Below are 444 nucleotides of genomic sequence, written 5' to 3'. Positions count from 1 at the left end.
CGCAACTCTACAAATGCGGAAATTATAAAAATTTACCAAATCAAAACCTGAATGTCATGGAACCAGGGAAGCGAAAGGGTATAAGAGAGTGCAGTCTCTTTTGCTAACCCGAATCTCAGATGGTGATGTTTGGATGGCGTCCACCTCAAACAAGCATATTTCAAAAAAAGCGAGCTTCCAATCTAGGAAACTCACTTATACCATCTATTTTTATGCTACGTCATAGCCTTGTTCCTCCACAGCTTCTTTCATATTCTCTGAGGAAATTTTTGATTCGTCATAGGTAACTTCCACTTTACCAGAGTTTAAATCTACCTCTGCAGCAGATACTCCTTCTAAACCTTTTAGCGCGCCTTCTACTGATATTTTGCAGTGGCCACAAGTCATTCCCCTAACATCTAAAGTTTTGGTTTGCATGTTTTCTCACCCCCTTTTTGAAGATTC

Annotated in this window: 1 protein-coding gene; it reads right to left on the bottom strand. The window is 39.9% G+C overall.

All coding sequences use genetic code 11. The annotated features are described in order from the left end of the window. Positions 1-210: 210 nt before the first annotated feature. Entirely contained in the window at positions 211-417 is a 207-nt protein-coding gene (copZ, locus tag CXF70_RS07390) for a copper chaperone CopZ (RefSeq protein WP_101802114.1), read from the bottom strand. Positions 418-444 lie beyond the last annotated feature (27 nt).

It is taken from the genome of Planomicrobium sp. MB-3u-38 (assembly GCF_002836425.1).
Lineage (GTDB): Bacteria > Bacillota > Bacilli > Bacillales_A > Planococcaceae > Planococcus > Planococcus okeanokoites.
The sequence above is the reverse complement of the archived record's forward strand: the minus strand, read 5'-3'. Positions and strand labels throughout refer to the sequence as shown.

Bases quoted from the DNA above. Each gene is read 5' to 3' on its own strand.
- copZ (WP_101802114.1), bottom strand. From the start codon at position 417: ATGCAAACCAAAACTTTAGATGTTAGGGGAATGACTTGTGGCCACTGC.